Source organism: Denitrificimonas caeni (genome assembly GCF_027498055.1).
Classification (GTDB): domain Bacteria; phylum Pseudomonadota; class Gammaproteobacteria; order Pseudomonadales; family Pseudomonadaceae; genus Denitrificimonas.
Genome location: NZ_CP114976.1, coordinates 1,736,685 through 1,761,330, shown reverse-complemented (window position 1 = coordinate 1,761,330; position 24,646 = coordinate 1,736,685). Strand labels below are relative to the sequence as shown.

22 protein-coding genes and 1 tRNA gene are annotated in these 24,646 nt (G+C 48.7%); 8 read left to right on the top strand and 15 right to left on the bottom strand.

Annotated features, from left to right (window positions below; translation table 11 throughout):
* Nucleotides 1-121: 121 nt before the first annotated feature.
* The 4 genes from O6P33_RS08370 to O6P33_RS08355 form a co-directional block, all read right to left on the bottom strand.
* Complete coding sequence (locus tag O6P33_RS08370) at nt 122-1,015, bottom strand: alpha/beta fold hydrolase (RefSeq protein ID WP_269817333.1); 894 nt, start codon at nt 1,013-1,015, stop codon at nt 122-124.
* 110 nt (nt 1,016-1,125) lie between these two features.
* The gene (locus O6P33_RS08365) at nt 1,126-1,884 is read right to left on the bottom strand and encodes a class II aldolase/adducin family protein (RefSeq protein ID WP_269817332.1); all 759 of its coding nucleotides are present in this window, start codon (nt 1,882-1,884) and stop codon (nt 1,126-1,128) included.
* A 195-nt stretch (nt 1,885-2,079) separates the two neighbouring features.
* Nucleotides 2,080-3,531: an MFS transporter gene (locus O6P33_RS08360; protein ID WP_269817331.1), complete on the bottom strand. Its 1,452-nt coding sequence runs from the start codon at nt 3,529-3,531 to the stop codon at nt 2,080-2,082.
* 846 nt (nt 3,532-4,377) lie between these two features.
* Nucleotides 4,378-4,851 (bottom strand): hypothetical protein, encoded by a 474-nt coding sequence (locus O6P33_RS08355; protein WP_269817330.1) that lies wholly within the window; start codon nt 4,849-4,851, stop codon nt 4,378-4,380.
* A 206-nt stretch (nt 4,852-5,057) separates the two neighbouring features.
* On the opposite strand from O6P33_RS08355, the gene O6P33_RS13220 reads away from it, so the two are divergent.
* On the top strand, nt 5,058-5,261 hold the full coding sequence (locus tag O6P33_RS13220; protein WP_420094987.1) for a DUF4411 family protein: 204 nt from the start codon (nt 5,058-5,060) through the stop codon (nt 5,259-5,261).
* Nucleotides 5,262-5,370: 109 nt separating this feature from the next.
* On the opposite strand, the gene O6P33_RS08350 is transcribed toward O6P33_RS13220, so the two are convergent.
* Nucleotides 5,371-6,408: a helix-turn-helix transcriptional regulator gene (locus O6P33_RS08350; RefSeq protein WP_269817329.1), complete on the bottom strand. Its 1,038-nt coding sequence runs from the start codon at nt 6,406-6,408 to the stop codon at nt 5,371-5,373.
* 90 nt (nt 6,409-6,498) lie between these two features.
* On the opposite strand from O6P33_RS08350, the gene O6P33_RS08345 reads away from it, so the two are divergent.
* A complete protein-coding gene (locus tag O6P33_RS08345) occupies nt 6,499-8,568 on the top strand; it encodes an ATP-binding protein (protein ID WP_269817328.1) in 2,070 nt (689 codons plus the stop codon).
* Here the strand turns inward: O6P33_RS08345 and queE are convergent.
* Nucleotides 8,565-9,233 carry a 7-carboxy-7-deazaguanine synthase QueE gene (gene queE / locus O6P33_RS08340; protein WP_269817327.1) on the bottom strand — a complete coding sequence of 223 codons (669 nt, stop codon included), beginning with the start codon at nt 9,231-9,233 and terminating at the stop codon, nt 8,565-8,567. The genes O6P33_RS08345 and queE overlap by 4 nt on opposite strands.
* 72 nt (nt 9,234-9,305) lie before the next feature.
* Entirely contained in the window at nt 9,306-9,734 is a 429-nt protein-coding gene (locus O6P33_RS08335) for a 6-pyruvoyl trahydropterin synthase family protein (RefSeq protein ID WP_269817326.1), read from the bottom strand.
* 252 nt (nt 9,735-9,986) lie between these two features.
* Here O6P33_RS08335 and O6P33_RS08330 point away from each other — a divergent pair, with 252 nt between their 5' ends.
* Entirely contained in the window at nt 9,987-10,565 is a 579-nt protein-coding gene (locus O6P33_RS08330; RefSeq protein ID WP_269817325.1) for a class I SAM-dependent methyltransferase, read from the top strand.
* 12 nt (nt 10,566-10,577) lie between these two features.
* On the top strand, nt 10,578-13,046 hold the full coding sequence (locus O6P33_RS08325; RefSeq protein WP_269817324.1) for a DEAD/DEAH box helicase family protein: 2,469 nt from the start codon (nt 10,578-10,580) through the stop codon (nt 13,044-13,046).
* An 86-nt stretch (nt 13,047-13,132) separates the two neighbouring features.
* Here O6P33_RS08325 and O6P33_RS08320 read toward each other — a convergent pair.
* Both O6P33_RS08320 and O6P33_RS08315 read right to left on the bottom strand, forming a co-directional pair.
* Nucleotides 13,133-13,209: transfer RNA gene (locus tag O6P33_RS08320), tRNA-Arg, on the bottom strand.
* A 96-nt stretch (nt 13,210-13,305) separates the two neighbouring features.
* The gene (locus tag O6P33_RS08315) at nt 13,306-13,956 is read right to left on the bottom strand and encodes a hypothetical protein (protein WP_269817323.1); all 651 of its coding nucleotides are present in this window, start codon (nt 13,954-13,956) and stop codon (nt 13,306-13,308) included.
* A 100-nt stretch (nt 13,957-14,056) separates the two neighbouring features.
* Here O6P33_RS08315 and O6P33_RS08310 point away from each other — a divergent pair, with 100 nt between their 5' ends.
* Entirely contained in the window at nt 14,057-14,842 is a 786-nt protein-coding gene (locus O6P33_RS08310; protein ID WP_269817322.1) for a TSUP family transporter, read from the top strand.
* Here the strand turns inward: O6P33_RS08310 and nudC are convergent.
* From nudC to O6P33_RS08295, 3 genes are all read right to left on the bottom strand, one after another.
* Nucleotides 14,810-15,637, bottom strand: coding sequence for an NAD(+) diphosphatase (gene nudC, locus O6P33_RS08305; protein WP_420094986.1), 828 nt, complete (start codon nt 15,635-15,637; stop codon nt 14,810-14,812). The two genes, O6P33_RS08310 and nudC, sit on opposite strands and share 33 nt — an antisense overlap.
* Before the next feature lie 24 nt (nt 15,638-15,661).
* The gene (locus O6P33_RS08300) at nt 15,662-17,329 is read right to left on the bottom strand and encodes a ferrous iron transporter B (RefSeq protein ID WP_269817321.1); all 1,668 of its coding nucleotides are present in this window, start codon (nt 17,327-17,329) and stop codon (nt 15,662-15,664) included.
* A gap of 190 nt (nt 17,330-17,519) precedes the next feature.
* Entirely contained in the window at nt 17,520-18,332 is an 813-nt protein-coding gene (locus O6P33_RS08295; RefSeq protein ID WP_269817320.1) for a crotonase/enoyl-CoA hydratase family protein, read from the bottom strand.
* A 214-nt stretch (nt 18,333-18,546) separates the two neighbouring features.
* Here O6P33_RS08295 and nhaB point away from each other — a divergent pair, with 214 nt between their 5' ends.
* Complete coding sequence (nhaB, locus tag O6P33_RS08290; RefSeq protein ID WP_269817319.1) at nt 18,547-20,049, top strand: sodium/proton antiporter NhaB; 1,503 nt, start codon at nt 18,547-18,549, stop codon at nt 20,047-20,049.
* 65 nt (nt 20,050-20,114) lie between these two features.
* On the opposite strand, the gene dnaQ is transcribed toward nhaB, so the two are convergent.
* The 3 genes from dnaQ to O6P33_RS08275 are packed head-to-tail and all read right to left on the bottom strand — an operon-like array spanning nt 20,115 to nt 22,055.
* The gene (gene dnaQ, locus O6P33_RS08285; protein WP_269817318.1) at nt 20,115-20,846 is read right to left on the bottom strand and encodes a DNA polymerase III subunit epsilon; all 732 of its coding nucleotides are present in this window, start codon (nt 20,844-20,846) and stop codon (nt 20,115-20,117) included.
* Complete coding sequence (rnhA, locus tag O6P33_RS08280; RefSeq protein ID WP_269817317.1) at nt 20,843-21,283, bottom strand: ribonuclease HI; 441 nt, start codon at nt 21,281-21,283, stop codon at nt 20,843-20,845. Before rnhA ends, dnaQ begins: the two co-directional genes overlap by 4 nt.
* Nucleotides 21,273-22,055 carry a methyltransferase domain-containing protein gene (locus tag O6P33_RS08275; RefSeq protein WP_269817316.1) on the bottom strand — a complete coding sequence of 261 codons (783 nt, stop codon included), beginning with the start codon at nt 22,053-22,055 and terminating at the stop codon, nt 21,273-21,275. Before O6P33_RS08275 ends, rnhA begins: the two co-directional genes overlap by 11 nt.
* Before the next feature lie 89 nt (nt 22,056-22,144).
* Here O6P33_RS08275 and gloB point away from each other — a divergent pair, with 89 nt between their 5' ends.
* Both gloB and O6P33_RS08265 read left to right on the top strand, forming a co-directional pair.
* Entirely contained in the window at nt 22,145-22,927 is a 783-nt protein-coding gene (gene gloB / locus O6P33_RS08270; RefSeq protein ID WP_269817315.1) for a hydroxyacylglutathione hydrolase, read from the top strand.
* Between the two features lie 83 nt (nt 22,928-23,010).
* On the top strand, nt 23,011-24,582 hold the full coding sequence (locus O6P33_RS08265) for a lytic transglycosylase (protein ID WP_269817314.1): 1,572 nt from the start codon (nt 23,011-23,013) through the stop codon (nt 24,580-24,582).
* The last annotated feature ends 64 nt before the right edge of the window (nt 24,583-24,646 follow it).

The window sequence follows — 24,646 nt, the reverse complement described above, 5'->3', positions numbered from 1 at the left end:
GCCTACTAAAATAGTTTGAGTGCATACACTCAAACAAATATCTACACAAGGCCTGCGCCCTAGCCTTCTGGCAAACAATCCTGCCTCGCACTCTTTCCCGTGCGCATTACCAATTGATTGCTTATGCGCTATTCACGTTAGCTATAAAACTCTGAAATGCCTGCAACACTAACTCTGGAGCTTCCACCTGCGGATAATGCCCAACCCCAGGCAACTCAATGATTGGCTCTTTAGCCACTACTTCTCGGTAGCGCGCCACCATATGAGCGCCCGAAATAGGATCCTCAAGGCCATTAATTAAACACAGAGCATGCTCAGATGCTTGCAAGGCAGCGACCCAGCGACTACGAAATTCACTGCGCTCACGCATATAACGAATCAGTTTATGAAATACATCCAAACCATTATTTTCATTGATTAAGCGCCAAAACCCTTGCTGATCCTCCCTTGTTAAAGGTTTCGCACAGATCCTGCTAAGCGTGCGCTGAAAGCTTTTTTCACTGATTTGCCTAGCCACAAGAAAGCCTAGCGGGCTAATCAACAGCTTCTGCAATAAAACCGGCTTATGGGTCTCTGGAAATAAACCGCCATTGAGCAAAGTGGTACTAAGAATCCCAGTTGTTGCTGATAACTCGCGCGCTAGTAACTCCTGGGTGACTGTCACGCCGTAATCATGAGCCAGAATGTGGTGTTTACCCACCTGCAAATGCTTTAACAAAGCCTGCTGCAAGTCAGCCTGGACACTGATGCGATAGTCGCCTTTAACTGGCTTAGCACTAAAGCCAAAGCCCAGCATATCAGCAGCAATAACAAAGTAATCCTGCGCCAACGCCGACCAGATATGCCGCCAATCCCAACTGGCGGTCGGAAAACCATGCACCAACAGCAAAGCCGGCTTACTGCGCTCACCAGCACAGCAATAAAAAATACACTGGCCATTGAAGTTAAAATATTGGCCTTGCGCACGCCACTCATCCAAAGATAGCGGCGGCAGCAAAGCGACAGATTCAGACATGCTCATCTCCTGCTCTGTATAGCAGAGCCATTGTTATTATAGTTTTCGCACAGAGCAGCCCGCCATTGCCATGACCAACCACTCACATGAATATAAGAGATTTTCTATGCTTAGAGCTTATAAGGTGCACCGCTGCGATCCAAACGGCGCAGCAGTCCAGGCCAAGCTAATTGACCGCCTGCATTGCGTGTCACGGTTTTTCCTGCCTGCTGAATACCCGCAAGAATTGCCGCGGGGATAGGAGTCAACTCCTGCCCACCACTTTGTGCAAGCACCTGAATCTCACAGGCACGCTGCAAAATATACATTCCTAAAAATGCATCAGCGATAGTCTCCGCGCAGGTAAGCAAACCGTGGTTACGCAAAATCATAAACTGGGTTTCACCAAGATCGGCAACCAAACGCTTTTTTTCTTCTGGGTTTAAAGCCACCCCTTCATAGGGGTGATAGCTCAAGTTGGACAGTGGAAATAACGACTGCTGAGAAATAGCTCTGAGGCCTTCCTGCTGAGCAGATACCGCAACGCCTGCGTTGGTATGCAAATGCATTACACATTGAGCGTCAGCCCGAGCCTCATGCACGGCACTGTGGATAGTAAAACCGGCAGGATTGATTTCGTACTCTGACGCCATCACTTTATTGCCCTGCAAATCAACTTTTACCAAGCTTGAAGCACTGACCTCTTCAAACATCATGCCATAAGGATTGATTAAAAAATGATGCTCAGGGCCAGGTACCCGTGCAGAAATATGGGTGAAAATAAGATCATCCCAACCGTATTGCGCGACAATATTGTAACAAGCAGCCAAGTCCACCCGCACCTGCCACTCTTCTGCACTCACCAAATCACGAACGTTAGTCGTAGTCATTCTTGCCACCCTCTCTAATTATTGTTTTCTCCATCAGGGTAAGGGTTCGGCAAAAATAAGTCAGTACTTTTTCACTGGCGCAGGTCAAGTACAAGATAACCTGCTAAACAATCAGTACAAACACAACATCGAGCCCAAGCAGAGCAGGCACTTAGGCAAAACCTCATTAAACCTCGGGCTAAAGGCTACAAGGCTCTAAACCACACGTCGATCACGCAAGTCTTTAATCGCCATCGCCAGCGCTAATAAAATCACCAAAGTAACTGTCAATAAGCCAACACTGACCGCAACCGACCACGAGCTATACGGGCGTACGGCAAAGACAATGGCTGTGATCACCGCAATACCCACCGAAGTACCAATGCGCTGCCCTGTTTGCATAATGGCACCTGAACTGCCTGCATAAGCCAACGGTACTTCCGCCAAAGTTAGCGCTTGGTTGGGACTGACTACTGAACCTTGGCCTAAGCCAAAAAACGCTAGGGACAACAATAACCACCAAATACTTAAATCCAGATATTCATGTAAGAACACGACGCCGACACTGGCCAATAAGCCAAAAATAGCAAACAGCAAACCACCTATTACAACCTTACGACCGTAGCGATTAACCCGTTTGCCTGCCCAGTTAGCAGAATAAGCAGAGAGCAGTGCCGAAGGAATGCCGACCATACCGGCTTCAAAAGCAGAGAACCCGAGCCCTTGCTGCACATACAGTGGAATCAACACCCAAACACTGGTCATGCCTAAAAAGTACAGGGTCATAATAATGCTACCGTTGCGATAGCTTGAAGTGGCGAAGATTTTTAAGTCCACCATCGGGCTATAGCCACGTTGCGTATACCAACGCTCCCAACGTGCCCAAAGATAAAACAAGAGCAGCCCTGCAGGTAATAGCGACCAAATAAGCCCAGACGGATCCGCCTCAACAAAGGGGTAAAGCACCGCTAGCACGCCCAGCCCAAGTAATAATGCTCCGACGGGATCCAAAGAACTTAAGCCTTTATGCTCCTGCAGCTTGGGCTTATGTATCAAAGGCCGTGGAAACCAGCGCAGTGCCAATACGATAATTAACAGACCAACAGGCACGTTAATCAAAAAAGTCAGTCGCCAACCAATTTCCAAGCCACCTAACTGAATTAACAGTCCGCCAATCACCGGGCCAATAGCAACAGAAACCCCAACTGTAGTACCAAAAAAACCAAACGCGCGTCCACGCTCTGAGCCGCGAAAGTACTGCTGAATCATGCCAACAGCCTGAGGGTTCATAAACCCAGAGCCAACACCTTGCACAAAACGCGCAGCATTGAGCCATTGCGCATCTGGGGCTAAACCTGCAGCAACTGAAGCTAGGGTAAAAAGGACCGTACCTAGAATAAAAATCCCACCACGGCCCATCAAGTCCCCTGCGCGCCCAGCACTGACCAGCACCACACCAAAGGTCAGCGCATAGCCAGACAACACCCACTGAATATCCGACAGAGAAGCTCCCAGCGCATCCTGGATCGAGGCCAGAGCCACATTGACCACACTGACACTCATTAGCGACATAAAGATCGCCATCAGCAACACAGCAAGAATCCGCCAGCGCACAGGGTCACCGCTGAGATCAGTTGCGGTATCTTGTGCTTCGGTCAGCTGCGTCATAAAACCCCCGTAAAAATAAAAGTAGCGTCGCTAGTGTAAATGAACTGCTAGGGGTGCACAGCATTAACGTTAATTTGGCGGATATACATAGGCCCTTAAGTATTCACTTGCTGCCCCATGACTAGAAATATATAAATAACGCACAGCCCGCGTAGCGGCTACGTGGAATAAGGCGCCGCAAATAAGCCAAACAATAAACCTCAATGAGTGACCTTGATGACGAGACTGCCGATCACACCCACATGCGACGCTCAGAAATACAACGCCATAAATACTCAAATATAAGTAAAAGAATGCATTTATAGCCAATAATACTTATATTTAAGCCTTCATTAACAGAAACGATCAAGCGCTAGAACCCTTAGGTCACAACCTTAGGGCTGCACGCAAAAATACTTCCCACGAGTGACTTACAGGCCTTTGCTTTACGCATCGGTGTCAGCCGCGCCACCTTACAACCCATGGAAAAAGGCGATTTAAGTGTATCAATTGGCCAGTATTATCAAGATGCCTAAGTGCTTGGATTGGAGCAGCCTTTTGCGCAGTTATTGAGGCCGCCAGTGAGTTTACTTGATGATTAAGCGATTTGATTTGGACCTCAATACAGCCAAATTAGGCGTAATGCATATAGCCGATATGGCTCACATTAGAAGGGGGCGGGCAAGCCAAGCGCTCAGCAGTAGCGTCAAAGGCGTGGTAGAAAAAGCGGTTGCTTGCTGACGGGCATTAACCCAGCTCTGCCTGTCACTCTATCAGCGTCTATATAGGCTGTAGCCCGTTTACTTTGCGGCTAGAAGCCTCGCTATACGCAGTATCTAGCCTGCCCTAGCACGCTAAAAAAAAACCTTATTGATGTAAAAAAGCGCTGCTGCGCACTCTCTCTGCGGGAACCAGCCGTTCAAGGGTAGCGATCAGCACGTCCATATCCTCAAAGTCAATCAACTTAAAAATATGGCCTGTATCGGCCTTAAGGATTGCGGATTTGATGCGCCCAAACCGAGTTTGAAAGCGTAGATAGTTAACCTGCAGCAAATCAACATGAACGATTTCGCCCTGAAAATGCATGACAGCTTGATGATTGCTTTCATCCAGGGTTACCGCAAGATAGGCGTCCACACCCTGTTTAATGTGGCGGTAGCTGGCAAAAATCCCCAAGCCTAAAACAAGCAACACAGCAACCGGCAATAGCAACTCAGCGGCAGCCTCTGCGCGCACTGCTTGAACCAACATAGCCAGACTACCCAGCAGCAAAACAAGCACTAAGCCAATAGCCCAGCGCCTGTCCTTGCGGACTTTCTGCTCAGATACAAAAAACTGCACAAAGGATTCCTCATTCTCAATAACCGCAAAACCCGCATATTACACTAGCCTTGCACAAATGACGCGACAGCAGCTCAGCCAAATAGAGCCAACCCAACAAGACCCTCTCCTTCCCAACCTACGCACCATTGGCGAGTTCAGCCTAGCCTTAGGAAACAGTACTCGCATGGCTTTTGAACGCCGTGACTGGTATCGCGACTGCATGAATTTGCTCATTTATTCAAGCAAAAAACCTGCATTACCGCATGCACGCTGTGCCTAGCTTTTGGCAATGGCTGACATCAATAGACCCGCATCATCGGGTTGAAAGCATTGATCCGACCTACAAAGAGCTGACGTTGCAAAAACCTTTGCCGTTGAGCATGTGGATATACTTGATGTGCTGGAGTTGTCAGAGTGCAAGTTGGTGATAGGAACTTAGATGCAAATGAGCGCTTGCTGGTAAGCCCAGCAGCTCTTATTCTTTGGTACACCACAACATAAAAGCACAGGTAGCATTGCGCAACTGTTCTCCGTTTTCTATGCGCTTGGCCTCTTTTTCCTCAGCCCAGACTCCCCGGCCAAATAACTTTCTGCCTGCTCTTGCACAATAGTGCGCATCCACTGGCGTAAATATTCGGGTTCAAGCACCTGCAAGCCTGAGCCTTGACTGAGCAACCAGCGGCGCAATTGCATACCATCGAGTACCTCAGCGTCCAGTACATACTGCTCTGGGTTCTGCGCATCAACAGTTAAAGTTTGCTGCATGGATAAAGGGGTTTCTTCAAGTAGCGGGGAAAGCCAGGAACTTATGCGTAACTTAAGCGCAATGCGTTGCTGGTCAGGTAATAACCACTGCATCGCACCGCCATCGAGATAATCATCAATATTAAACTCAGGGAAAGGCCGCACAGATTCATCGAGCAACTGCACAGCCTGATAACGGTGCAAAGCGGTAATGCGTACATCATCAAACTCATAAAACCGACACAGTAAATACAGCGTATGCCCTTGCTGCACTAAGCCATAAGGGTGAATAATCCGCTCGGCTTTGCCTTTATAGGTTGCTTTAAATTGACGGTTTTCCAGTAACGCTTCATAAATCAAAGCCACTGCCTCAGCGTCCACTTGCGGTGCCTGTAAAAAATGCTGCTGAGTGATGCGTACTTTATCCATCCAGCCTTGATATTTGCTGGAGTTGAGCTTGTGTAACTGCTCTTCTGCCTCCTGCTGCCAAGGCTGCAAGTGCTGCAAAACTTGCGGCGGTAACAAGGGCTTTAAATGTTCCAAAGCCATCGATACTGTCAGTGCTGTAACAGCATCCATACCTGGAAAAGCCATATGCTGGCTGTCTTTACTGAAGGCCCAAGCAATGCCAGTTTTACCGCGTCCGGTGGCTTCGCTTTGGATCAAGGGGAAGTGACTCGATAACTTAACTAAGTCCCGCTGCACAGTGCGTAAGCTCACGGGGTAACCAGCATCCTCTAAGCGCTCATAGAGCTGCTGACTACTGATATAGCGAGGTTCGCGGGGGATTTGTTGCAGCAATAAAAGTAAGCGTAATGATGCGTCGGCCATGAACAATCCAATCCATTAGATGACATAAGGTGTCGTAGCATAATGGCATCATTCAACTTCAGTCGCAAACAGCAGATTCTGAGGTGAATGATGAGACAGCCCTACCTAACAGCTCAATCCAAAGAAACTCTCAATCCACATGTGCGCCAATGGATTTTGACCATACTGGTGCCACTGGGCGGCATGTACAGTTACAGCTACGACCCAGTAGTCAATGACGCTCTGCTAGAGTCTCTATTCAACTTTGACGACCCCGAAGTAGAGCTGTCTAAAAACCAGCTATACACCCTGCTGCGTAAAGAATATCGCCGCGGTTGCAGCCAGCTCACACAGTTACCCAAGGTGCTGCACAGCAATATCGCGCAGCTGGCTCAATTAGTCAGTTTAAACAACGTGGAAAGCAGTATTTTAGAGTTTGCCGTAGCCCTATCCATGGATTCACGACTGGCTGATGCGGCAGAACTTTTAGGTGATTTAAACACCGCCAAGCTTTTTTATAGTCTAGCGACACTGCTGGAACACAGCGAAACTGCAATTCGAACGGCCCTTTCCCGCGATGGCACTTTAATGCGTACCGGGATTTTTAATTTACGTAACTTTGAGCATGTGTCGTTAAGCAGCAAACTCGATGTGTTATCTGTTTCTTTTGCCGATACCCTTTACTGCGGCATTGTCAGCCCCCATGCGCTGCTGCGTGACGAAATCAACCACTCACCAACAGCGCAACTGCAGCTAAAGGACTATCCAAGTTTAACTGCCCATCTGGATATTTTATTGCCTTATTTAAAGCACAGTCTTGAGCAGCGCAGCGCTGGGGTCAATATTCTCCTGCATGGTGAACCTGGCACAGGTAAAACCGAGCTGGCCCGCTTACTGGCCCAACTCAACAACTGCCAATTGTATGAAGTTGCCAGCGAAGACAGTGACGGCGATGCAGTTTCCAGTCAAAGACGCTTAAATGCCTATCGCGCCGCCCAGCACTTTTTTGCCAATGACAATAGCATGTTGGTATTTGACGAAGTTGAAGATATTTTTAGCGAATCCAGCTTTGATTTTTTCGCCTCCAGAACTGCATTGGCCGGTAAAAACAAAGCTTGGGTTAACCTGCTACTTGAGCACAACAGCATTCCCACAGTATGGATCAGCAACAGCATCAACCGCATGGACCCAGCCTTTGTGCGCCGTTTCGACTTTGTGATTGAAGTGCCATTACCCAATAAAGAGCAGCGCATTAAGCTGCTAAAACGCTACAGTAAAAACCTACTCGACAACAACACACTGCAGCGCTTAGCCAGCCAAGAACAACTCAGCCCGGCAGTCATTGAGCGCGCTGCCCGTGTCATCAGCAGTATTGCCCCACAGCTCGAAGACCCAGGCCAAGCCATGCAAGTGTTAATTGACAGCACTTTAACCTCCCAAGGGCATGCAAGCCTTAAGGCAGAAAAAAAGCCCAGCGAGGCCGAATATTATGATCCAGCTTTTATTCGCGCTGACGTTGATTTAGCCGCACTGACCGCAGGTTTACAGGCTAATCCCAGTGCACGCTTATGCCTGTACGGGCCGCCTGGTACCGGCAAAACCGCTTATGGCCACTGGTTGGCTCAGCAGCTAAAAAAACGCTTAATTATCAAACGTGCATCGGATTTACTCTCACCCTTTGTTGGTGAAAACGAGAGAAATATAGCCGATGCTTTTAAACAAGCGCAGCAGCAACAAGCAATATTAATGATCGATGAAGTGGATAGCTTTCTCAACGACCGCCGTAATACACGCAGCAACTGGGAAGCCAGTTTAGTCAATGAAATGCTCACGCAAATGGAAAACTTCTCAGGGATCTTTATTGCCTCTACCAACCGCATGGATGGCCTCGATCAAGCCGCCCTGCGCCGTTTTGACTTGAAAGCAAAGTTTGACTTCTTAAACGCTGCACAAGCATGGAAGCTCTTTGTGCGTCATTGCAAAAAGCTTGGACTAGCACATGGCAAAAAAGCGTTACCGTTGCAGTTAGCCAGCGTGGAATACCTGACCCCGGGCGACTTTGCTGCCGTCGTCCGCATGGCGCGCTTTAGCCCGTTAACCAGTGCTGAAGCCTTTATCCAAGCCCTAAGTAGTGAAGTCAGCCACAAAGAACAAGTGAAGAAACGGCGCTTTGGTTTTTAGCGAATGCCTATAAACTTATGCGTTTGAATCGAAACACGAGCATCAAGCTGCGTTGCGGCTGCGATACAGAGGTCAGTGGCTTTTTTGCTCTGGCTTAACGGCTGCAACCACAGCAACTTACTGGGCGTCACATGCTGCAGGACCTGCTCAATAACCACTTCGATATCTCGTGCATTACCTACGGGATATTTTATTTCGTCGGCTCGCGCATAACTGGAGGCAAGCACAGGCAAACCAGCGGGCATATCAATTTTAGGCGATAAGGTCACCCAAGCTCGTGGGTGCACCCTCACCTCAAAAGTGCCAGAGGTTTCAATTTGTACACGTAGCCCTTTTGCCAGCAATTCAGTGGTGAGCTCTGTTAAGTCGATCATGCAAGGCTCGCCGCCGGTGATCACAACATGTTTAGCCTGATAGTTTTGCGCAACCATTTCGGCAAGATTTTTCGCATCACTGACAAAGTAATGCGGTGAGTCTTCAGTTTTGGCAATTATAATATCTTGGCTGGTTTCATGTTCCTGCAGCGCATCCCATGTGTGCTTAGTATCACACCAGCCACAACCTACTGGGCAGCCTTGCAGCCTTAAAAACACTGCTGGCGAGCCGGTAAAGGCGGCCTCCCCCTGAATTGTTTCAAATACCTCGTTAACCTTTATCCTACTCATGCTTACTGATACCTAGCGTATTTAATTGTGTGCCATGCGTACTGCGATGTTATTGCAGCCAAATGGAATTGATCACTCACCATAAGAGGCAGAGCACTTCATAGTTTCTTCAATACGCACTGACTGCAGCTTAATGCCGGTACCTTTGAGCTGTTGTGGCGCTACAACTTCAACTAAATACTCAGCCATATTTTCGGCTGTAGGGTTGAATGGAACGGCGACAACGGTCGGATCTATTTTTAATAAGCTTGCCAGCATTGGGTCTTCAGTGCCCATTAAAAAGTGATGGTCCCAGTTGTCTTCCAGCCACATGCACAGCCGCGATTTGATTTCGCCAAAATCAATTACTCTACCCAGCGTATCAAGCTGGCCACTTTCAGCAACACAGGTGAAATGAACACGATAATTATGCCCATGCAGATGACGGCACTTGCCCTCATGACCGTATACGCGGTGACCGCAACTTATATCGTGGTAACGGTGAACTTTATGCAGAACCATTTATGCAGCCTTCTTTCGTACAGGTGAGCTGGCCACAAGCCAATTCACACTAGCTATTGATGTGTGCTCTAGATTTTTAAAAAGCCATGGCGGCGCATTGTATAAGAACTCTATCCACCTAGCACTTTTTCAGTGCTATGAAAGTATGGACTCAAAAGATAAGCTGTTATTTTACTGCAGCTCAACAGCGTCTAAACTCACTTGGCTCAGTTACTACGTTCAGGAATCGCGCTATTACTCGCAAGGACAGATATGACACTCCAATTCTACGAAAACAATGCCGAACAATTCGCTCAAGATACTTTAAACGTGGATATGAGCGCTTTGTATGAACGCTTTTTAGGCAGGTTAGCGCCGTCGAGTAGAATTTTAGATGCCGGCTGCGGTGCTGGGCGCGATACGGCGGCTTTTTTACGCTTGGGTTATCAAGTCGAAGCTTTTGATGCCAGCGCTAAGTTGGTAGAGATTGCCCAGCGCGTCACTGGCATCGCTGTGCAGCACAGCACTTTTCTAAATTTCAGCAGTACAGAGCCTTTTGCTGGAATTTGGGCATGTGCATCTTTATTGCATGTGCCCGCCAGCAGCATGTCAGCAACATTGCAGCACCTCTCTGGGCTGCTGCAAGCGCAAGGCGTGCTTTATGTGTCGTTTAAATACGGCGAAGACGATGTGGAGCGTAACGGTCGCCACTTCACTAACTGCACAGAGCAGCGTTTACAGGGCTTTCTTGCTGGCACCGGCTTGAGCATTGTCGAGACTTGGCTGACCGCAGATCAGCGCCCCGATCGTGCCGATGAACAATGGCTGAATGCTTTATTAATTGCCCAATAAGAAGCACCTTTAATGTTAGCCAATAGCCCTCGACTCACCACTGGCACTCAGCACGATCCTTTACTGCCTAAGTTGCTCGCCGCGATTTATCAAGCCACTGAGATCGAAATTGCCGTGTCCTTTATTCAGCCGTCAGGGCTGGCGCTGCTATTTGATCCTTTATTAGAAGCGCTGAACAATGGCGCAACGCTTCATTTATTAACCTCAGATTATTTAGACATCACCCACCCGCTCGCCTTACGCCAACTGCTGATGCTTGCCGAGCGGGGTGCGCACATTCGTATTTTCCAATGCCAAGGTAATACCAGTTTTCATTTGAAAACCTATATTTTTACGCAACAACGCGAAGCAAAAATCAGTAAAGGCTGTGCATTTATTGGCTCGAACAATATCAGTCGTACAGCACTCAAGGATGCGTATGAATGGTCATGGCGGCATGATTGGCTGCCACCGGAAAATTCCGAGCCTGCGCAAGAGTTTGTAAAAATACGCGAAGCGTTCACCAGGCTGCTGAACGATCCTAGCAGCATACAACTCACCGCTAATTGGATTGATACCTACAGTGCCCGTCGCCAAGTGCGCATGCCGATCTTGAAACAATTTAACGGCTTTATTGATGAGGTTTTAGAAGAGCCGAGTCCTAACAGCGTGCAAATCGAAGCACTGCAAGCCTTGCTCAATACTCGTGCGCAAGGATTTTCACGTGGTCTAGTCGTCCTTGCCACAGGTATGGGGAAAACTTGGTTGGCAGCCTTTGATGCATTACAAATGGGTGCCAAACGCGTGCTCTTTGTCGCGCACCGCGAAGAAATCTTGCTGCAGGCGCAAGCCGTTTTCAACAGACTTCACCACAATGCTCATACCGGTTTATTTCAAGGCGCAGCCAAAGAGCATGAAGCTGATTTTGTCTTTGCCTCAGTGCAAAGCCTCGCCAAAGCAGAAGCGCTACAACGTTTTAGCCCTGAGCATTTTGATTACATCGTTGTGGATGAATTTCATCATGCCAGCGCGCCCAGTTATCGCAGTGTTTTGCAGCATTTTAATCCGCGCTTTTTACTGGGTCTGACAGCAACGCCAGAACGCACAGATCAAGCCGATATTTTGACTCTCTGCGATAACAATCTGGTGTTTGAGCGCAACTTAGTCCACGGCATTAACGAACAATTGCTAGCACCGATTCATTACTACGGCATCTATGATGAATTCGTCGATTACCAAGAAATCCCTTGGCGCAGCGGTCGCTTTGATCCTGAGTTGATCGAGTTTGCTTTCGCCACGAAAAAGCGCGCTCAGCACATTTATCAGCATTGGCGCAAACATAAACAAAGCCGCACACTCGGCTTTTGTATATCGCAGCGCCATGCCGATTATATGAATGACTACTTTCAGCAACAGGGTGTGCGCTCTGGTGCTGTTTATGCAGGCTCAGCCTTGACCCGGCACAACGCTTTGCAACAGCTTGCCGACGGTCAATTGGATGTTATTTTCTCCGTCGATATGTTTAACGAAGGTACCGACTTGCCTGCGTTAGATACCGTACTGATGCTGCGCCCGACAGAATCTAAAATCATTTTCTTACAACAACTGGGCCGAGGCTTGCGCTTATCCGCCAGCACGCAAAAAACTCATGTGGTGGTATTGGACTTTTTAGGCAACCACCAAGCCTTTTTAAATAGCCCAGCCGCACTGTTAGCCGAGAAAGACCGTAAAGTTTTGCTAGGCACACTGCAGCAACAGCAACCGATTGAACTCGCTAACGGCTGCTTTATTAATTTCGCACCGGAACTGGTTGGGTTTTGGCAAAAACTCGCGCGGCAAATAGGCAAAAGTGCCGCTGAAGATTATCAGCAGTTGCGTGACGAACTCGGCCGTCGCCCCACTGCTACAGAGTTTTTCCACAAAGGTTATTCACTGCCGAAAGTACGCCAGCAAGCGGGCAGCTGGCTCGACTTAGTGGCGGCGCAAGAACATGACGCAGAACTACAGCAGTTGTTAGCTGCGCACGCTGAGTTCTTTTCGCTCGGCGTGGAAACAACAAGCATGAACAAAAGCTTTAAAGGCTTTTTGTATCAAGCCTTTTTAGAGCTGGACGGCGTACGCGGTGCAGTGAACACAGCACAACTGGCACAACGCAGCCACCGTTTGCTTGAGCATCGACCCGACGACATGCGCAATGAGCTGCCCGCCAACCTGCAAACGGTCAGTGCCGAGAGCAAAGCCTGGCTAACCTACTGGCGCAAAAACCCCATCAATTTTTCCTGCAAGCAAGATAAAAGCAGCAGCCAAGCATGGTTTATAGAACAAGACGACAACTTTGCTCTGAACTTCAGTGTTGCAGCGCACCTGCAGGAGGCCTTTGCCAACTACTTTCAAGAATTGATCGATTTGCGCTTGGCGCAGTATTTTGCGCGTAAGAACAAGCCCTACCCGTTTGTGCCAACTCCAACTTTGCAGGCGGCTGAGGAGCCGAACAAGCTGTAACGAGAAAACTCTTGACGGGGACTTTCAGTAGACGTCACTCAGTGCTTGAGACTGGCTGTAACGACTAAGTGAGCAAGAAAGAAATATGGCCCGCCCTGCAGGAATCGAACCTGCGGCCTACTCCTTAGGAGGGAGTCGCTCTATCCGGCTGAGCTAAGGGCGGAAAAAAACCGGCTAGAAGAGCCGGTTAATATGCATTATTTCAGCGCAGTGCATGATACTGATTCAGGTTAAAGTTGTCATGCCCTCACACAGAAAATCATTGCCAATCTTTCAGCGCCTGCTGCGCGGCGTTATTCAAAGGCTCAGCCATCAAACCTGTGGGTACTAAGCTCACGCTATACACTGCGCCATCGGCGATGGGCAAGTAACTCACACGTAATGGGTTAGCGTCGACGATAAATAAGTCTTTTTCAAAATTGCGCAGCCACTGCCAGAAATCGACGCCATAGCGGCTTTTAGCAAGCTCAACATGAGTAAACGCAGCCAGCTCTTGTTGCTCAATGGCAAAAAAGCGGCCATTTAATGTTTCTAAGCGGTAGCCAGGTTTTAATCCAATCAAGTCGGCCAATCCTTTCCAATGCAATTGCCGTACATCCAGCTGCCAGAGGTCGCCGTCTAACAAAAAGCTACGCTCAGTGGCACCCTCTAACACAGTGACACGGTAGCGCTGTGGCCCTTCGGCTTTGGCACTGATGGTCAAAAGTGGTTTATCACTTGGGATTTCTGCATATGTACTGATATCGTAAGCGATTAAAGCGCCGATGACTGCGATGCTCAACAAGCTTAAACCGAGCATGCCCCGTAACCAGCCCATCAGCCAGCGTTCGCCTAACAATAGGCGTGCGGCAAATAGCAATATGACCAGTGCTAATATGGCAATACCAATGCCAAGCCCAATAAACTGCATGCAATGATTCCTTATGGGTGATTGAGCAGGCATTATGCGTGGCTAATGCCCTTTCGTCCAAACTCTGTTCTGTGCGTTATTGCACAGCTTAAGGTTTTTTATGTCTCTGACTCTCAATCTCGTTGCCGAACCCCAGGTTTTATTGATTTTAGTGGCGGTAGCCTTTATTGCAGGCTTTATTGATGCCATTGCCGGCGGCGGCGGTTTGCTGACGATTCCTGCGCTGTTAATGTCAGGTTTACCACCACACTTAGTGTTGGGTACCAATAAACTCTGCGCGACCTTTGGCTCAGCAACGGCAAGCTTTGCTTTTTATCGCAAAGGGTTATTTAACCCCAAACAGTGGCGCAACGGATTAATCGCAACAGCAATTGGTGCTGCGTTAGGTGCGATTTTAGCGCAGCAGCTACCCTCTGAATGGCTCAATCAAATGTTGCCAGTAGTGGTTTTTGCCTGCGCTGCCTATTTACTGTTTGGACGGACTCCAGAATCCCACGAAACAGTTAACCCAGTTATAAAAGCAACCCGTCAATGGCCACAAGGTTTAACGCTTGGTTTTTATGACGGTGTTGCTGGCCCAGGTACTGGTGCTTTTTGGACAGTCAGTACACTGTTGCTGTACCCCTTGGACCTGCTGCGGGCCAGCGGTGTCGCCCGCTCGATGAACTTTGTTAGTAATGCTGCGGCATTAAGCATGTTTATCGTTAGCGGTAATGTTGCCTGGACCATTGGTTTAGGCATGGGTGCTGCGTTAATGCTTGGTGCTACCGTAGGCGCGCGAGTTGCTATTGGTGGCGGCAACCGTTTTATTCGTCCAGTCTTTATCTTAGTAGTAATGGCCTTGGCGGCACGATTAGCCTGGCAACACTGGTTCAACGTGGCCTAAGCGCTGCGCCAAATACAAATCAATTAAGTACCGTGCAATGGTGTTTTTGGCTGGCAGTGGTGGTAAATCATGAATATTGAACCACTGTGCATCTTCGATTTCGTCGGGTTGCGGTATGATCTCGCCGCTTTTGTATTGCGCATGAAAGCCAAACATCATTGAGTGTGGGAATGGCCAGTTTTGACTGGTGATATAACGTATATTTTCAATTTCTAAGCTGACTTCTTCACGCACTTCGCGCTCGACACAATGCTCAATGGTTTCATTGGGTTCGGCGTAACCTGCTAAAGCACTGTACATACCGCTAATAAAACGTGGTGAACGTCCCAGCAAGATTTCATCACCACGGGTGACTACCACAATCATGCAGGGTGATAAGCGCGGGTACTGCTGCACTCGGCACGGTTGACACTGCATCATGCGATGCCCTACTGCTTGCTGCATAGCTTGACCGCAACTGCCGCAAAAACGATGTTCTCTAGCCCAGGTGCCGATCTGGCTGGCGAAGGCTAATAAGCGAAATAAAACTAACCGCCCGTCCATCATAAAATGGCGCATATTTTCTAAGCTTAAGCCCGGTAACTCAAGCGCCTCAGCCAACTCAAAAACATAAACCGCTTCGCCATTTAAGTGGCCAATACCTTGTTCAGCAATATAAGTCTTGCCCAATTGTTCACGTAACCATTCCCGTGGAAACAACAAACTGTGCTGATCACTTAAAAAGCTCATACGAAAGTGAGCAACTGCTAAGCCGCCACTTAAGTCAGTACTGGGCATGCCGTGCTGCCAATTCATCGGGGTAGTATCTACTGCAATCATTTACGCCTGTACACCTAAAGCCCGTAAGCTTTCATCGGCTAGGTCCAATACGCTACGGTTTTCTTTCGCATGTAAGAGCACACCGCCTTCTAAGTAATATTCAAGGCTGGTCAAAGCATCGGCGAGGGTATCTAACTGCTGCTCTGATGGCATTGTTTCTGCCTCAAGCATCCGTGTTTGAATGTAGTTTGCACAGGCTCCAACCTGCTCTGCAGCACGCTCCTGGTCTAGGAATAACAGCCCACCACGAACCAGCATCAAACTGCTGGGTACATTGGCCAAGTGCATTTTATCGCCATCAGACTCTAAGTATGAAGTGATTGCGCGCTTGGCTAAGCTAAGGCCACTTTTAGCCTCTTCGTTAACCACAATGCGTGCTTCAATCAGTTGATTACGTGCAAATGACTCATTTTCATCAATGGGTTCATTTTTTTGATTTTTTATCTGGCGCTCACCGCGTTCCAATCCTGCGACCATACTTTCGATATACAGCAGGCTGTCGGCGAGAGCCAATAAGCTTCCGCTTTCAATGGTCGATATTTCGTCCCAGCCCTCCACCTTTTTCAGGTGCTGTTTTAGCGCATTACTGGCGCCGCTCAGGCCTACCATGGATAAGGTTTTTTCTAATTTAGCTAAAATATTATGAAAATTATTTAAGACTGAGTTTTCTGCAGTACCACGCTCAATCAGATCCAAAATATCTTTAGCGCTGGTCAGCTCTTCACGGATTGCTACCGACAAGGAGCGTAAAACATTCTGCCCTGGACCTGAAAGACGCTGGTACTCATCGTCTAGCATGTGATCGGTAAAGGGTAAGTCTGGCAAGTTGGTTAGATTGCGCACTTGCTCGGCAATGTCGCCGGTGCTGTTGGCTAAAGCAATAAGGTAAAGTAAGTCTTTAATGACACTACGCGGTGCGACGTAATCAGGATTGTCGCACTGCAGTTTAATTTCCCGGTCAATGCGCGCAAATAACTGTTTGCGGCTCTTTTTCGGCAGCAGCTGTGCATCTGCTTGTGACTCCAAGGCTCCGGCGCCAACCCAATACAGGTGACTGCTGGGCTGGCCGGCATACAGTTGGTCTAAGCGCAGCAGCGCGCGCATCATTAAACGCAAGCTGGCCTGCGGGTTTTCATCACGAATAAAAGCAAGCAAACCAATTTGATACATATGACGCAAGCGTCGCGACAAGGCGAGACTTTCTGCATTTCTAGGCTTTGCGGGCGTGCTTGGGCGTTGGCTATCAACCCGCGCAGCAAAGAAAAAGCTTTCTGGTAAAGGGGTTTGCTGGCCCGCACTGCGTAACTTATTGATCGCCGGTAGCAGTAATTCTGGCATTTCAATCCAGTTTGCTTCTAACTGCTCTAAGTAGCTGCGCAATACGTGTAAGGCGTTATTAATCGCAGTGAGCTGCTCGTTGCGCTCTTCAGTGGCACCCACTGGAATATCCATGGTCAGGGTGTGCGCTTCTTCCGCGAGCAATTCAGCTCCGGTCAATTCAACCAGCGATAAAATACCTTTAATTTGTTGTAAGTTCGTTACGGCATGCTGCAGCAAAGCACCGTTGTCACGAGCCTCTAAAAACTGCTCTAGATACTGCTGCGTTTCTGCCATGGTGGCGAAGAGTTCGTCGCGAACCATGCTAAGAGATGTTGCGCCAATACCCATGCTTAGCATCCTGTTCAAGTATAGTAATGTTAAAAACAAATAATAATTTTACTGCTTTAGACCCCATGCCCTCACCCTAAAGCAGCTAGCCCGCGATCATAGCAAGTCACTACTGATTAAGTGCTGCAAGTTACTCAGAACATGCAGCACTTAACAAAAACTGCGTTTTACTGAAACGTTTCTCGCAGTTTCAATCCTTAAACTCAGGTGTTTGCTTGCTCATATGCGCGGCCATAGCCACACGTAAATCTTCTGCCTGCAACATTGCCGCATTCCACGTTGCAATATAGTTAAGGCCATCAGCGATCGTATGATCACGCATATAGCGAATCATTTCCTTACTGCCTTGTACGGCGATCGGTGACTTCTTAGCGATGCTTTGCGCTATTTCAAAAACAGCCGTCATCAATGCTTCTTGATCAGCGTAGATGCTATTGACTAAGCCAATTCGCTGCGCTTCTTCACCATGTACCGTGCGGCCAGTATAAGCCAGCTCACGCATGATGCCGTCACCAATAATATGCGGTAGGCGCTGCAATGTACCAACGTCTGCGGCCATGCCCACATCAATTTCTTTAATGGCAAACTGGGCATCGGCGGTGCTGTAACGCATATCGCAGGCGCTGATCAAATCAATAGCACCACCAAGGCAGTAGCCTTGAATCGCGGCGATCACCGGCTTGGAGCATGCATCTACAGCATTAAACGATGACTGTAGCTCTTCAATCTTGCGTTTTAGCGCACGCGCATTGCGTCCCACTTCTTTACCCAATTGTCCGCCAACTTGGGCCAACAACATCAAGTCAATACCTGAAGAGAAATGCTTGCCGGCGCCAGATAACACCACAACACGCACTTCAGGGGTTTCTTCGACCCAGGCAAATATATCGCGTATTTCTGACCAGAATTCTGCGTTCATCGCATTGATTTTTTCTGGACGATTAATTTGCACATGGGCAACATTATCGTTTAATTCAACTGTAAATGCGCTGTACTCACTCACAAATTCCACCCCTAATCAAGTTATTTTTATACGTTTTTAATTTTTATAATCTCGCTGCGCACACTATAGCAAGCAATAACAAAATGTCGATGCTGGCATAATCCCTTATTTTCATTGAGAACGATCAACGTCTACAGCGAAATACTTTGATACACTTAGCTTTATTCGGTCCCTTGCCCGGGAGTGGGCGGATCTTTTTCGGGAAATACTATAAATGTCCAAATCTTTTGCCGGCGCTTTCGGCCGTAACTTCCTAGGGCAGTCGCCCACTTGGTATAAGCAGACAATTCTGTTCTTCTTAATCCTTAACCCTTTCGTACTGCTGAGCCTAGGCCCAGCAGTGGCCGGTTGGTTATTAGTTGCCGAGTTTATCTTCACCCTTGCCATGGCGCTTAAGTGTTACCCGCTACAACCCGGGGGGTTACTGGTCACTGAAGCCATTATCATGGGGCTAGCCACGCCCGACGCGCTGTATGCGGAGTTGCTGCAAAACTTCCCGGTGATTCTGCTACTGATGTTTATGGTGGCGGGCATTTACTTTATGCAGGAACTGCTGCTAACGGTGTTTTCGCAGATACTACTTAAAGTGAAGTCCAAATCACTGCTCAGCCTGCTGTTTTGCGCCCTTGCTGCTTTCTTATCAGCCTTCCTTGATGCGCTCACTGTTACCGCGGTGTTGATCAGTGTGGCTGTGGGGTTCTATTCGGTGTACCACAAGGTGGCATCCGGCAAGAGTCCGCGCGAAGATAGCAACTACGGCTCTGACACTGATGTGATTGAATTGCACCGTGAAGACCTAGAAGAGTTCCGTGCCTTTTTACGTAGCTTATTAATGCACGCTGCAGTGGGTACCGCCCTAGGTGGGGTCAGCACCATTGTTGGTGAGCCACAAAACCTCTTGATTGGTAAAACCCTGGGCTGGGACTTTGGTGAGTTCTTCGCGCACATGTACCCCGTGGCGATGCCCGTCTTTATTGCCGGCTTATGCACCTGTCTACTGCTAGAAAAAATGCACTGGTTTGGTTACGGTGCAAAACTTCCTAAGCCGGTACGCAAAGTTCTGGCAGAGTTTGATCAAGAAGAGCGTAAGCGTCGCACCAATACCCAAAGAGCTGCTTTAGTAGTGCAAGGTATTGCCGCTGTAATCTTGATGCTTGGCTTGGCCTTTCACGTGGCTGAGGTGGGCTTGATTGGTCTACTGGTAATTGTCTTGATTACCTCGCTCAACGGTATCACTGACGAAAACCAAATTGGCCGTGCATTCCAAGATGCCCTTCCGTTCACTGCTTTATTAGTAGTGTTCTTTGCTGTGGTTGCGGTTATCCAAGAGCAAGGCTTATTCGCCCCAGTGATTGGCTGGGTGTTGGGCCTACCAATTGAGCAGCAGCCTTCAATGCTGTTTGTGGCCAACGGCCTGCTCTCCGCGATCAGTGATAACGTTTTCGTAGCCACTATTTATATCACCGAAGTTGAGAAAGCTTTTGCTGCGGGACAAATGACCCGTGAGCACTTTGACTTATTAGCTATCGCCATTAACACCGGTACTAACTTACCCAGCGTGGCGACACCAAACGGTCAAGCAGCATTCTTATTCTTACTGACCTCGGCGATTTCGCCTCTGGTGCGCTTGTCCTACGGTCGCATGGCATTTATGGCTTTCCCTTACGCCGTAGTAATGAGCCTTGTGGGCTGGTGGGCTGTGACCCACTGGGCATAAAAAAAGGCCGCGTACTTGAATATGAGCGCGCGGCCTTTATTGTTAACCGGTTTTAAATCTACTTCTTACCAGGCCAGCTCAACTCCGCTGGCCTTTTTTATTCTCTCCAAAAACTTTTGGTGCGCGGCCAACTCTTCTGCGTTAGCAGCCAGCACTGTTAAAGGCTCTCGGTCTGCAGCTAAGCGCTGAATAGGACTGGGGCGAATATAACCTGAGCCATCATCACCGCTGTCACCAGCCAAAGACAAGTTGGTTTGCCCGCCAGTCATGGCTAAATAGACTTCAGCCAGAATCTCCGCATCCAACAAAGCGCCGTGTAAATCTCGCCCTGAGTTATCAACGCCGTAACGCTTACACAAGGCATCGAGGTTATTACGCTGCCCTGGGTGACGCTCACGGGCCAGCACCAAGGTATCTAGAACTGTGCAATATTCACTGACGTTGGCGCGCTCGCTTTGCCCTTGCAGAGCAAATTCATTTTCGATAAAGCCAATATCAAAGGGCGCGTTATGGATGACCAGCTCTGCGCCTTGAATAAACTCGAAAAACTCATCGGCAATGTCTTTAAAGCGCGGCTTATCTTTCAGGTATTCATCAGTAATACCGTGGACAGCAATAGCGCCTTCATCAATCGTACGATCAGGCTGAATATAGACATGGTAATGGCGCCCAGTCAGCTGACGTCCGTCCAATTCAACACAACCAATTTCAATGATGCGGTGGCCATCGCCAACCGGCATACCTGTAGTTTCTGTATCGAGCACTACGCGGCGATTAGATAAAACGGGTTTGCTCATGCTAAAACCTCTTCTACACCGCGATTGGCTAATTGGTCTGCGCGCTCATTCCCAGGGTGACCGGTATGGCCGCGTACCCACTGCCATTCAACATCATGACGGGATACCTGCTCATCAAGCAGCTGCCAAAGGTCGACGTTTCTCACCGGCTTTTTCGCCGCTGTTTTCCAGCCGCGCTTTTTCCAGTTTTCCAGCCATTCTTGAATGCCTTGCATCACATACTTGGAGTCAGTCACTAAATGCACCGCACAGGGCTTTTTCAGCTCAGCTAAACCGCGAATCGCTGCGGTCAATTCCATACGGTTATTGGTGGTATCTGCTTCACCGCCCCACAGTTCTAATTCTTTGCCTTTGTACACCAACAATGCTCCCCAGCCGCCAGGGCCAGGGTTACCTTTACAGGCACCATCGGTATAAATTTCCACTTTATCTGTCATGTTCTTCGCTATGTTCAAAGTTTTTCTGATGAGAAGTTTTTGCTGCCACCACACTCGGGCGCAGCTTTGCTACATTGATACGCATTGATTGTATCTGCGGATGAGCGCCGTGTACCATTTTCCGCGCAACTAACATGTAACAGCCACCTAAGGGTGCCTTTTTTCGGGCGGCCAAACGTTCCAGCCAGCCGAGCTTATTTTGCCAGCGAACCGAGTTCAGCAATGGTCGATAAGCACCGTAGCTGCGCTTTTCTAAGCAAAAGCCTAAGACACCCAGCCAGTCAATTATCCGTGCTGGCGGCAAACAATATGCATGCCGCCACACACTGCGGGTTAAATAGCGATACAGGCCAAAAAAGCTCCAAGCATGCGCCCCAACAATGATTAGATGTCCGCCCGGCCGCACGCAATGTGCCGCCTCGCGCAAAAGAGCATGGGGCGAAATGGCAAAATCCAAGCTGTGCTGTAAAACCACCACATCCACGGCGTCGGCAGCCACTGGCCACCGGTGTTCCTGGCATTGCATGTCCACGCTGAGGGTTTTATCACCCAAGCTAACTTGATGACGAATACTCGGCGCTGCGGCCATAGCCACAGGGGGATTATAGTGCAGCACATAACTACCAAAATGGCGTAGCAGTTGTGGTTCCAGTAGTTCACGTTCCATGCGCTCCAGTTGCTGGCCTTTGGCGGTTAAAAACCACTGGGCGACAGGCCCCGCTAAAACTTTGCGCGGACGCGTTAATAACTCTGCAAACCGTCGTAACTTCATAACCCCATACCTGCTTGCTGTGCTGCGATGGCGAAACACTTAATTCGAACATGCTAAGCTTGCATTTATCTGTTCCGGAGGATCATCCCATGCTTAATTTTGTTGCTCTACCTGCCTTTAATGATAACTACATTTGGCTGCTGCAAGATACACAACGCCAACGCTGTGCGGTAGTTGATCCTGGCGATGCGCAACCGGTGCTCAATTGGCTAGCGCAGCATCCGCAATGGCAGCTCACTGATATTTTAGTGACCCACCACCACTTTGATCATGTCGGTGGCATTAGTGCACTAAAAGAAGCTACGCAGGCGCAAGTCACCGGCCCAGCCCAAGAAACCATTCCATGCTTAGATGTACCAGTAGATGAAGGTGCAACAATTGAACTGCTGGGCCATACCGTACAGGTTTTCGCAGTACCCGGACACACCTTAGGTCACGTTGTTTACTTTTGCCAAGGCGCAGAACACTCCCCTTGGTTACTCAGCGGTGACACTTTATTCGCTGCAGGCTGTGGCCGCGTGTTTGAAGGCACTGCGCAGCAAATGTACGCATCGCTTTCACGCCTTGCCGCACTGCCTGATGACACCCTCATCTATTGCACTCACGAGTACACCCTCAGTAACTTATTATTTGCCCAAGCAGTGGAGCCAGACAGCTTAGATATCCAGCAGCGCATCACTGAGGTGCGGCAATTGCGTGACAATCAACAAATCACCCTCCCCTCTAACCTCGCTTTAGAGAAGCGTAGCAACCCTTTCTTACGCTGCGAGCAGCCACAAGTGATCGCAGCTGCTGAGCAAAAAGCCGGAGGTAGGCTCGAGACTCCTAGCGCTGTTTTTGCCAGCTTGAGATCTTGGAAAGATACGTTCTAGTTGGCATCCTCTGACCAGCGGGCTTGACCCTCAAGGTCTCACTTCATAGAATCGCGCAAACCTTTTGAAAAGCACGCGTACTAATGCCGCATATTGACCGTCAAAACACCTCTATTTATCACTTTTTCACCCGTACTCTTAGCCTAGGCGCGGTGCTCTTTGCAGCGTTCTTAGGCTCGGGTTGCCAGTCTTTAAATGACGCAAATTCCAACGCGCAATATGAGTCGCCCGCTCGTACAGTGAGCAAAGATGCTTTTAATGCCAGTTTAAAACGATCACCAAGCTGGATTAACGGTATCGACACTGCGCAAGACGATGATATTTGGCACCGCATTCGCCAGGGCTATCAGCTGCAAAGCTATTTGGATGACAACCCGCGCATTGACCATCAGCGCTTATGGTTTGCCACTCGCGGCCGCTCCATTGAGATCATGTCTGAGCGCAGCAGTCCTTACATGTACTACATCGTGGAAAGCTTAGAGGCGCGCAATATGCCTTTAGAGCTGGCTTTACTGCCGATGATTGAGAGTGCCTATAACCCTTTAGCATATTCACGCTCACATGCGGCAGGTTTATGGCAGTTTATTCCCTCCACCGGCCGCCATTTTAAACTTAAGCAAACCCATTGGTATGATGCCCGTCGCGATGTTTTAGCTTCAACCCAAGCAGCCCTCGATTACCTTGAATACCTGCACAATATGTTTGATGGCGACTGGCTATTGGCCTTAGCTGCTTATAACGCTGGCGAAGGCACCGTAGGCCGAGCCATCAAACGCAATATTGCTCGCAACTTACCCACTGATTATTGGAATCTAAACCTGCCTGCCGAAACTCAAGCCTATGTACCTAAGCTGCTTGCAGTCTCGCAACTGATTAGCGCACCTGACGCCTATAAAATTGCTCTGAGCCCAATTGCAAACGAACCGTACTTCACACAAATCCCGCTCAAGCAGCAAATGGACATCACCCGTTTAGCCAAGCTGGCCAAAATTACCGAAGATGATTTACTGCAGCTCAATCCTGCCTATAAGCAGGGCATCACATTTGACGGCCCCAAACACCTTTTAGTCCCGCTAGACAGTGCGGAACTGCTCAGCGCTCAGCTGGCCTCGATGAAACCAAGCGATCACATCCAGTGGCAACAATACCGAGTGCGCGGCGGCGATAATCTATCGAGTATTGCCAACCGTAATAATGTTTCCATTGACCTGATTAAAGACATCAACAAACTCGCCAATAATAATTTACGCATTGGCCAAGTCCTAAATATTCCTAAAAGCAGCACAGGCACACGGGCGGCAAACAATTTAGCCCAAGCAACCCACAGCAACTCCAGCCGCACAGTGTATAAAGTTCGCGCTGGTGACAATCTATCGAAAATAGCTGCGCAACAAAAAGTCTCGGTAAATGAGCTCAAACGCTGGAATAACTTAAGCTCAAATGCGTTAAAAATAGGGCAAAACCTCATCCTTATCAGTGATAACAGCAGCCAAAACGCCAATTCATCCAACGCCACTGTGTATAAGGTACGTCCTGGCGACTCGCTTTATGCCATTGCTAAGCGCCATAGAATCAGCTTAAAGCAGTTAAAAAACTGGAATCCAAGCATTAGCAATGCACTCAAACCTGGACAAGCTATCGCACTCTACTTATAAATCCCTAAGCTCTGGCAAACCCACGGGCTCAACACAAACTCACGCTTTACTGGATAATCGAGTA